Source organism: Acinetobacter sp. ANC_7511, assembly GCF_056779975.1.
The window spans coordinates 46,074-55,025 of sequence record NZ_JBWYIY010000019.1; the positions used below are offsets into that span (position 1 = coordinate 46,074).

Annotated in this window: 7 protein-coding genes and 4 tRNA genes; 8 read left to right on the top strand and 3 right to left on the bottom strand. The window is 38.7% G+C overall.

Annotated elements, in window-relative coordinates; translation table 11 throughout:
* Positions 1-23: 23 nt before the first annotated feature.
* From secA to AC1M9L_RS12765, 8 genes are all read left to right on the top strand, one after another.
* Entirely contained in the window at positions 24-2,738 is a 2,715-nt protein-coding gene (gene secA, locus AC1M9L_RS12730) for a preprotein translocase subunit SecA (RefSeq protein WP_092768537.1), read from the top strand.
* Positions 2,739-2,872: 134 nt separating this feature from the next.
* Positions 2,873-3,223 carry a hypothetical protein gene (locus AC1M9L_RS12735; RefSeq protein WP_092768561.1) on the top strand — a complete coding sequence of 117 codons (351 nt, stop codon included), beginning with the start codon at positions 2,873-2,875 and terminating at the stop codon, positions 3,221-3,223.
* Between the two features lie 169 nt (positions 3,224-3,392).
* Entirely contained in the window at positions 3,393-4,613 is a 1,221-nt protein-coding gene (gene argJ / locus AC1M9L_RS12740) for a bifunctional glutamate N-acetyltransferase/amino-acid acetyltransferase ArgJ (protein WP_481592341.1), read from the top strand.
* Positions 4,614-4,727: 114 nt separating this feature from the next.
* A complete protein-coding gene (nadA, locus tag AC1M9L_RS12745) occupies positions 4,728-5,795 on the top strand; it encodes a quinolinate synthase NadA (protein ID WP_481590904.1) in 1,068 nt (355 codons plus the stop codon).
* 156 nt (positions 5,796-5,951) lie between these two features.
* Positions 5,952-6,028, top strand: a tRNA-Pro gene (locus AC1M9L_RS12750).
* A 47-nt stretch (positions 6,029-6,075) separates the two neighbouring features.
* Positions 6,076-6,152: transfer RNA gene (locus tag AC1M9L_RS12755), tRNA-Arg, on the top strand.
* Positions 6,153-6,189: 37 nt separating this feature from the next.
* Positions 6,190-6,265 (top strand) — tRNA-His (locus tag AC1M9L_RS12760).
* Positions 6,266-6,282: 17 nt separating this feature from the next.
* Positions 6,283-6,359 (top strand) — tRNA-Pro (locus tag AC1M9L_RS12765).
* Between the two features lie 110 nt (positions 6,360-6,469).
* Here AC1M9L_RS12765 and yfiB read toward each other — a convergent pair.
* From yfiB to yfiR, 3 genes are read right to left on the bottom strand one after another with little or no spacing between them, the layout of a single operon-like run.
* Positions 6,470-6,949 carry an outer membrane lipoprotein YfiB gene (gene yfiB / locus AC1M9L_RS12770; protein ID WP_481592342.1) on the bottom strand — a complete coding sequence of 160 codons (480 nt, stop codon included), beginning with the start codon at positions 6,947-6,949 and terminating at the stop codon, positions 6,470-6,472.
* Between the two features lie 24 nt (positions 6,950-6,973).
* Positions 6,974-8,191 (bottom strand): diguanylate cyclase DgcN/YfiN, encoded by a 1,218-nt coding sequence (dgcN, locus tag AC1M9L_RS12775; RefSeq protein WP_481592343.1) that lies wholly within the window; start codon positions 8,189-8,191, stop codon positions 6,974-6,976.
* Positions 8,184-8,699, bottom strand: a complete 516-nt coding sequence (gene yfiR, locus AC1M9L_RS12780; protein ID WP_481592344.1) for a regulatory sequestration protein YfiR — start codon at positions 8,697-8,699, stop codon at positions 8,184-8,186. The genes dgcN and yfiR overlap by 8 nt, the downstream gene beginning before the upstream one ends.
* Positions 8,700-8,952 lie beyond the last annotated feature (253 nt).

An 8,952-nucleotide genomic window follows, 5' to 3' on the forward strand; every position in this document is an offset into this window, starting at 1 on the left:
TAAGTAAGTTTTAGAGAGTCTATATGTTGGCAAGTCTGATCGGAGGAATCTTCGGTACTAAAAACGAGCGCGAATTGAAGCGTATGCGCAAAATTGTCGAGAAGATCAATGCGCTCGAGCCGACGATATCTGTGTTAAGTGATGCAGACTTATCTGCAAAAACAGAAGAATTCAAACAACGTTATAAAAACGGCGAAAGTCTTGATCGCTTGTTACCAGAAGCTTTCGCAGTATGTCGTGAAGCTGGTAAGCGTATTATGGGTATGCGTCATTATGACGTACAGTTGATTGGTGGTATTACCCTACATGAAGGTAAAATTGCAGAAATGCGTACAGGTGAAGGTAAAACCCTAATGGGTACTTTGGCTGTATATTTAAATGCAATTAGTGAACAAGGTGTTCACGTTATTACTGTCAATGATTATCTGGCGCAACGTGATGCTGAGTTAAACCGTCCACTTTATGAATTTTTGGGATTATCTGTTGGGGTGATTTACTCCATGCAGAATCCTGTCGAAAAAGCAGAAGCTTATCGAGCAGACATTACCTACGGTACAAACAACGAATTTGGTTTCGACTATCTTCGTGACAATATGGTGTTCTCGTTAGCCGAGAAAAAACAACGTGGTCTTGCTTATGCGATTATCGATGAGGTTGACTCAATCTTAATTGACGAAGCACGTACTCCACTTATTATTTCGGGTCAAAGCGAAGATTCCTCACAACTGTACGCGGCAATGAATGCGATTCCGCCAAAGTTACATGCTCAAAAAGAAGAAAAAGTTGCAGATGGTGGGCACTTCTGGATCGATGAAAAGCAACGTTCAGTCGAAATCACAGAAGCTGGTTTTGAAGCCATTGAAAGTGAACTTATTGCGATGGGATTATTGGCAGAAGGTGAGAGTCTATATTCTGCAGCCAACTTAAATCTTGTTCATCATGTCACAGCTTCTATTCGTGCACATTACTTGTATCATCGTAACGTGCATTATATCGTCCATGACGGTGAAGTGATTATTGTCGATGAAAATACAGGTCGTACGATGCCTGGTCGTCGTTGGTCTGAAGGTTTGCATCAAGCGGTAGAAGCGAAAGAAGGTTTAGAAATTCAACCTGAAAACCAAACGCTTGCAACGACCACATTCCAAAACTATTTCCGTTTATACCGTAAACTTTCAGGTATGACAGGTACAGCAGATACTGAAGCTGCTGAAATGAAAGAAATTTATGGCTTAGATGTGGTGTTGATTCCAACCCATCGTCCAATGATTCGTAAAGATCTGAATGACTTAATTTATTTGAATCGTAATGGTAAATACAATGCGATTATTGAAGAAATTAAGAAAATTCATGAAGCTGGTGTTGCACCGATTTTGATTGGTACGGCAACAATTGAAGCTTCTGAAATCTTATCGGATAAACTGAAAGAAGCGGGTATCGCACACGAAGTGCTGAATGCCAAACAGCATGAGCGTGAAGCGGATATTATTGCACAAGCCGGCTCTCCACGTGCCGTGACTATTGCGACCAACATGGCAGGGCGTGGTACGGATATCTTGCTCGGTGGTAACTGGAAAGCGAAACTGGCGAAAATTGAAAATCCAACTCCTGAAGATGAAGCACGTTTAAAAGCAGAATGGGAACAAAATAACCAACTGGTGCTGAATTCTGGTGGTTTACATATTATTGGTTCTGAACGTCATGAATCTCGTCGTATTGATAACCAATTACGTGGTCGTTCAGGTCGTCAAGGTGATCCAGGTGTTTCGCGTTTCTTCTTATCGTTAGAAGATGATTTGATGCGTATCTTTGCGGGTGATCGTGTCGTCGCAATGATGCGTGCAATGGGTCTGCAAGAAAATGAAGCCATTGAACATAAAATGGTGTCTCGTTCGATTGAAAATGCGCAACGTAAAGTTGAAGCGCGTAACTTCGATATTCGTAAGAACCTGTTGAAGTATGATGATGTAAATAACGAACAACGTAAAATTATATACTCACAGCGTGATGAAATTCTGGCAGAAAGTACATTGCAAGAATACATCGAGTCAATGCATGAAGAAGTGATGAAAGGGGTGATTGAAACGTATATCCCACCTGAATCAATTCATGATCAGTGGGATGTACCAGGTCTTGAATCTGCATTACGCTCAGACTTTAATATTGATCTTCCTGTGCAGCAATGGTTGGATCAAGATCGTCGATTAGATGAAGAAGCATTAGCACGTCGTATCACTGATGAGGTTTTACAACGCTATCGTGCGCGTCGTGAACAAATGGGTGCTGAATCTGCAGCAGTGTTAGAACGAAACTTTATGTTAAGTTCTTTAGATCGCCACTGGAAAGATCATTTAGCAGCGATGGATTATTTACGTCAAGGTATTCATTTACGCGGTTATGCGCAAAAGAATCCTGAGCAGGAATATAAGAAAGAAGCATTCAATCTGTTTGTAAATATGTTAGCTGTCATTAAGTCTGATGTTGTGACAGATCTTTCATTAGTACGTTTACCAACGCCTGAAGAGTTGGCAGAAATGGAAGCACAGCAGCAAGCTCAAGCTGAAGCGATGCAACTTTCACTTTCTCATGCTGAAGTTGATGGTTTAACAGGTGAGCAAACAGTTAATACTCAAGAATTGGATCAGAATGAAGTTGAGATTACGCCACCTCAAAGCCGTAATGCACCTTGTCCATGTGGTTCTGGTTTAAAATACAAGCAGTGTCACGGTAAAATCTAAATTTCATGAAGCAGAACTTAGGTTCTGCTTTTTTTATTTTATTATAGTGCTTGGTCAGTTCATGTGAATAAGCATTGCCAATTTTCTCAGTTAATGCTATTTAATTTTGCATGATTGAATATATGGAAGCGACAATGAAAAAAATACTAAAACCGGCTTTATTTGCAGTTTTTGCTTTACCAGCTTTTGCATTTGCCAATACTGATACAAAAACTGTACCTCTAGCGAAAGTTCAAGCAGCTGCGGGTGTTACTCAAGCACAAACTGAAGTTAAAAATGACTCCACAACGGTGATAAGTCCACGCACTGGTATTCGTTATACACTTGGTAATACGGCTGGTCGACCAATTATTCTTCAAACAGCTGCAATAGCACCAGCAACACCAGCTACAGCAAATCGTATTGTTGCATCAAATCCAGCTCTTTCAAGTTCAAGTCAAGAAAAAGCAAAACAAGCTTTATTAGAACAAACTGTATCTAATTAATTTTAGAATTTCGTACTAAAGCCAGTCTTTGACTGGCTTTATTGTTTTTAGGGATCGAGATTTATTTCAAATCATTCATTTCAATCAACCCTAATGCCTTATTCACTCGATTTTTTTTCTAATTTCTAATAAGCTTAGCCATCATTTTTTTTAATTCGGACAATCAAAAATGGCGGTGGGTGACGTATCAATGCCACAAATGCATGTGGTAAAGGGTGTAAGAATTGGCTCAGCAGAAGCGTATGTACGTTACCCAAATCGACGTGACTTGGTTGTATTTGAATTTGCACAAGGCACTCAAGTTGCAGGTGTATTTACCCAAAATGCTTTTTGCGCAGCGCCAGTACATATTTCAAAACTGCATTTGTCTCAAACAAATCCACGTTACCTTGTAATTAATACAGGCAATGCGAATGCAGGTACTGGTCCTACAGGTATGAAAAATGCAAAGGACACTTGTGCTGAATTTGCCAAAATTGCTGGTGTAAATGAGAACGAGGTTTTGCCATTCTCAACAGGCGTAATTGGTGAACAATTACCCATGGAGCGTTTGATTGCTGGGTTAAAACCAGCATTTGAGAGTCTTGAAGATGATGTATGGCCTCAGGCAGCATCAGGTATTATGACGACGGATACTTTACCTAAGGGTGCTTCTGAACAATTTGAAATTGACGGGGTTGTTTATACAATGACGGGGATTTCAAAAGGTGCAGGAATGATCCGTCCTAATATGGCAACAATGTTGTCTTTCGTAGCGACAGACGCGCCTATTGCTCGTGAATTGGTTCAAAAACTATTAAAAACCACGGTTGAACAATCATTTAATCGCATCACGATTGATGGTGATACATCTACTAACGACTCTTGTATTTTTGCAGCAACTGGTCAAGCAGGTGGTGCTGAAATTACATCTAAAGAAGATGCTCGTTACTCTGTTGTTTTAGATGTACTTACACGTGTCATGAAGCGCTTGGCTCAGTTGATCGTTCGAGATGGTGAAGGTGCAACCAAATTTATAACTGTTTCAGTTGAAGGTGGTGCAAATACGCAAGAGTGTTGTGACATCGCTTACAGCATTGCACATTCACCTTTGGTAAAAACAGCGTTCTTTGCTTCTGACCCTAACTGGGGGCGTATCTTGGCTGCAATCGGTTATGCTGGTGTCCCAGATTTAAATGTCGACAAAATCCAAGTATGGTTAGATGATGTCCAGATCTGTAAAGATGGTGGTGCAGCGGCAGATTACACAGAAGAGGCTGGTGCTAAAGTAATGAATCAATCAGAAATTACTATCCGCGTTGATTTGGGCCGTGGTTCTGCCAAAGATACGGTTTACACCTGTGATTTGTCATATGATTATGTCAAGATCAACGCAGATTATCGTTCTTAAATAAATTAAGCCTCCCTGTTGAGGCTTTTTATTTATCAAATTTTAATGATTGGTCAAATCCAATCGGTGTGTAATTGCTTATATTGATAAGCGCTATGGATAGAGATGCAAATAATGAATGATGCAACCAATTTAATTGCAAATGATGCGAAAGCAATTGTTCAAGCTCATTTAGACCTGATTGGTGAATCTAACAATCAAGATTTAACACCAGAGTTAAAGCAGCAAAAATTTGCTGAGATCCAGGCTGAATTGGAAAAGCGTAATGCGGTATTGGTTGCTCATTATTATTGTGATCCGGTCGTACAGGAGCTTGCGGAGCTTACTGGTGGTTGTGTTTCAGATTCACTTGAAATGGCACGTTTTGGACGTGATCATGATGCGACAACACTCGTTGTGGCTGGTGTGAAGTTTATGGGTGAAACTTCTAAAATTTTATCACCTAACAAAACCATTTTAATGCCTACTTTAGAGGCAACTTGTTCACTCGATCTAGGTTGTCCTGTAGATGAGTTTACCAAGTTCTGTGATGCTCATCCTGATCATACTGTTGTGGTTTATGCAAATACCTCAGCTGCGGTAAAAGCACGTGCAGATTGGGTGGTAACATCAAGTTGTGCTGTCGAAATTGTTGAGCATTTAGATAGTTTAGGTGAAAAAATTATTTGGGCACCTGATCAGCATTTAGGACGTTACATTCAAAAGAAAACTGGAGCGGATATGTTGCTCTGGGATGGTTCTTGTATCGTACATGAAGAATTTAGAGCACGTGGCATCGCTCAGATGAAAGCCATCTATCCTGATGCTGCAGTTTTAGTACATCCTGAATCACCAGAATCGGTAATTGATGTTGCTGACGCAGTAGGAAGTACCTCACAATTGATTAAAGCTGCAAAAGAACTACCGCATGAAACAATGATTGTTGCGACCGATCGCGGTATTTTTTATAAGATGCAACAAATGGTGCCGAATAAGACTTTGATTGAGGCTCCTACGGCAGGTGAGGGGGCGACTTGTCGTTCTTGTGCACACTGTCCATGGATGGCAATGAATGAATTGGATGGCATTTTGCATGTTTTACGACATGGTGATCAGGAAGTGCATGTTGATCCCGCTTTAGCAGAGCGCGCTAAATTACCATTAGATCGAATGTTAAACTTTAGTGCGTCATTAAAGCGTTAATATTAGTCAAAATGCTTGATAAATATACATTTGAAGTGTTTTTTTGATTTTTTTTGAAGATAGGTGTTGACGTTATCCAGCGTCACGCCTAGAATGCACACCGTACCGAACGATACATCAAACGATAAGTTGAACGGTATAAAAGCTGAGATGAATCGGAGTATAGCACAGCCTGGTAGTGCACCTGGTTTGGGACCAGGGGGTCGTAGGTTCGAATCCTACTGCTCCGACCAATTCTTCAAGGCAAAGGTTTTCCAATGATCTCGCAATCATGGGTAATGCGCCTGTAGCTCAGTTGGATAGAGCATCCGCCTTCTAAGCGGATGGTCACAGGTTCGAATCCTGTCAGGCGCGCCATTGGTCGCTTGATTTTATAGAACCAAATTTTGTGATGGTGGATGTAGCTCAGTTGGTAGAGCCCCGGATTGTGATTCCGGTTGTCGCGGGTTCGAATCCCGTCATTCACCCCAACACAAACCGATGTAATCGGAGTATAGCACAGCCTGGTAGTGCACCTGGTTTGGGACCAGGGGGTCGTAGGTTCGAATCCTACTGCTCCGACCATTTATTTCATTATAAATGGTCAGATAAAATATACCGCGTTAAGCGGTTTTTTTATGTCTGATTTTTGCTGTTAAAAAAAGATCCTATCAGGATCTTTTTTTGTTGAATGTTTAAGGCACGATAATAACAGCAACGCGTCTATTTTCTGCATGGGCAGCGTCAGTATTTGCAGTATTAATAGGTTGGGTGGAACCGCGACCAATAGTTTGGATATGAGTAGGGTTAAAACCCTCTTCGATAAAAATAGTGCTTACGCTTCGGGCACGGCTTTCAGAAAGTTTAAAATTATAATCTGGATTGCCAATAAGATCGGTATGACCGACGATACGGACTTTCTTTAAATTGTATTTTTGTAGTTGTGCTGCGAGATGTTGAATCTGTTCACGATTTTTTTTAGAGATTTCAGCCTGATCGAAATCGAAAAGAAGTCGTTCGGGTAGTCCCAAACTCCAACCTTCCTCTGTGAGTACGAAACCTTGTTGTTTTAACATTTTTACTTGTTTATAGCTTAAAGATCCCATACCCAAGCATGCGCTTAATCCTATACAAAGAATGCTCATGATAAAAAGTTTGAAACTACGATTGAGCATAGGTATTAATCCTCAGTAAAAACTCTATTGTTGAAATATGTGCCAATGATGTTTTAGATTCTTCGCTTTGTACATCGGTTGGTCTGCTTGAGAAATTAAGTCCTCTGGGTTATGAGCTTCTTTAGCCAAAGCAATACCAAGACTAAAACTAAAATGAATTGATTGTCCGTTATATTTTAAGGGCTCATCAGAACATTTTATAAGATTTTCGGCGATCGAAATTAAGTGATCCACCTGACTGACAGGACTTAGGATAATTGCAAATTCATCACCGCTTAATCTTGCGACAAAATCATTTTGACGAGTGTTTTGTTTTAATCGTTTAGTCATTTCTTTCAACACTTCATCCCCTACTAAATGACCATATTGATCGTTAATAGACTTAAATTTATTGTTATCTATAAAAATCAAAACAGTATTTTCAAGTTTATCAGGCTGATCGAAAAGGCTACACAAAACTTTATAAAAGTAATGTCGGTTTGGTAATTGTGTTAATTCATCATGTTGTACTTGATAATTAAGCTGAGTATTTTCAGACTGTAACTGATTGTGCCAAGATTGAATTTCTTCTAATAGTTGATTAAATACTGAGTTTAGATGATGAAATTCTTGAATATCATTTTTTGGAAAGCGGAGATTATATGCTTTTTGTTGACTCACTAATTGTGCTGTATGAATAATTGGTGATATAGAATTCATAATATGACGATAGGTTGCATTAACCGACCACCATAAGGCGAAAATCATAAAAAGCATACCTAAAATCAAGGCTAAGCAAATCTTGATAATGAATAAAATGATATCTTGAGAACTGCCGAATAGATGAAGCTCACCGACCAATTGTCCATTGTGAGTAACTTCAATTTGAATCGGCTTAGAAAAAAATAATCCATCAAACCAAGTTTGAAGTTCTGAATGGCGATCTATCAGTTTACTGCTTTCAGTTATTTTAACTTTACTGCTATCCAATACTTGGATAAGGCGAATTGAATGTTGTTGTGTGTACTCGTGTAAAATATTGTCTAAAGTGTATTTATCTTGGAAAACAAGAGCAGGTTGAATGCGTTCCGCAATTGTGCGACTCACTAAGGTTAAGTTTTGATTGGCGTATGATTTCACCGTAAAAATTGAAATCGTTGCAAAAATTAAAGTGCAGATCAAAAAAGTAATCGCAAAAATTAAAAATTGTGATCTTCTAAATAGTGATTGGAGTGAAGTTAATCCAAAAAATTTATCAATCATCTGAATTACTCCATTTCTGTGCAAGAAGTAATACACGAGGATCAACGTGGATTTTGGTTTTTGCAAGACTGTCTAAATTGACTTTAAATTTTGTAATACCTGCTTTATTGCTATAGAGACAGAAAACACTTCCAACCTCGCAATCTTCATTATTTGTTGAAAATGAGAGAATTGACTTATTTAGTGATTCTCGGATGAGTTTTTGTTCGACTGTTGGAGAAGATTTAGAGAAAAATATAACATCACAATTGGTCTTGTTTAATTCATAATCATGAATATTTTGTGCTTTGATATTTGAATTTTGCTTTTGAATAGTTTGATTAAACTCTGCTAATGCCACAGTGTTATCAATTAGACATAAATCTGGTTGTGGAGATGAAATTTTGGCATAGCTCAAAATAGATAGAGTCATTTGATAAATGTTCTGGTTGGAATTGGCATGGCTAAAGCTGCACATCAAAAGCAGTAGGGAGATCAATACGGCTTTTTTGATTTTAAATATAGCCATTTAGTAACATAGTTCTAGTCAGTTAAATAATAGTGACTATTCTAATCTAATTTTAATAAAGTTAAAGTGTTCGATTTTTTATCAATATCATACTGAATGATGTGAATTTGACTATTAAATGCCCACTCAAAACTCATAATTTAAAAAAATACTAAAATATTGAAAAAAGAGGTTGCATTGGGGGAGGAATACTGTAGAATGCACATCCATCGGCGGTGATGTTGATTAAAACTTGTTGAAAAACAAGGGTTTA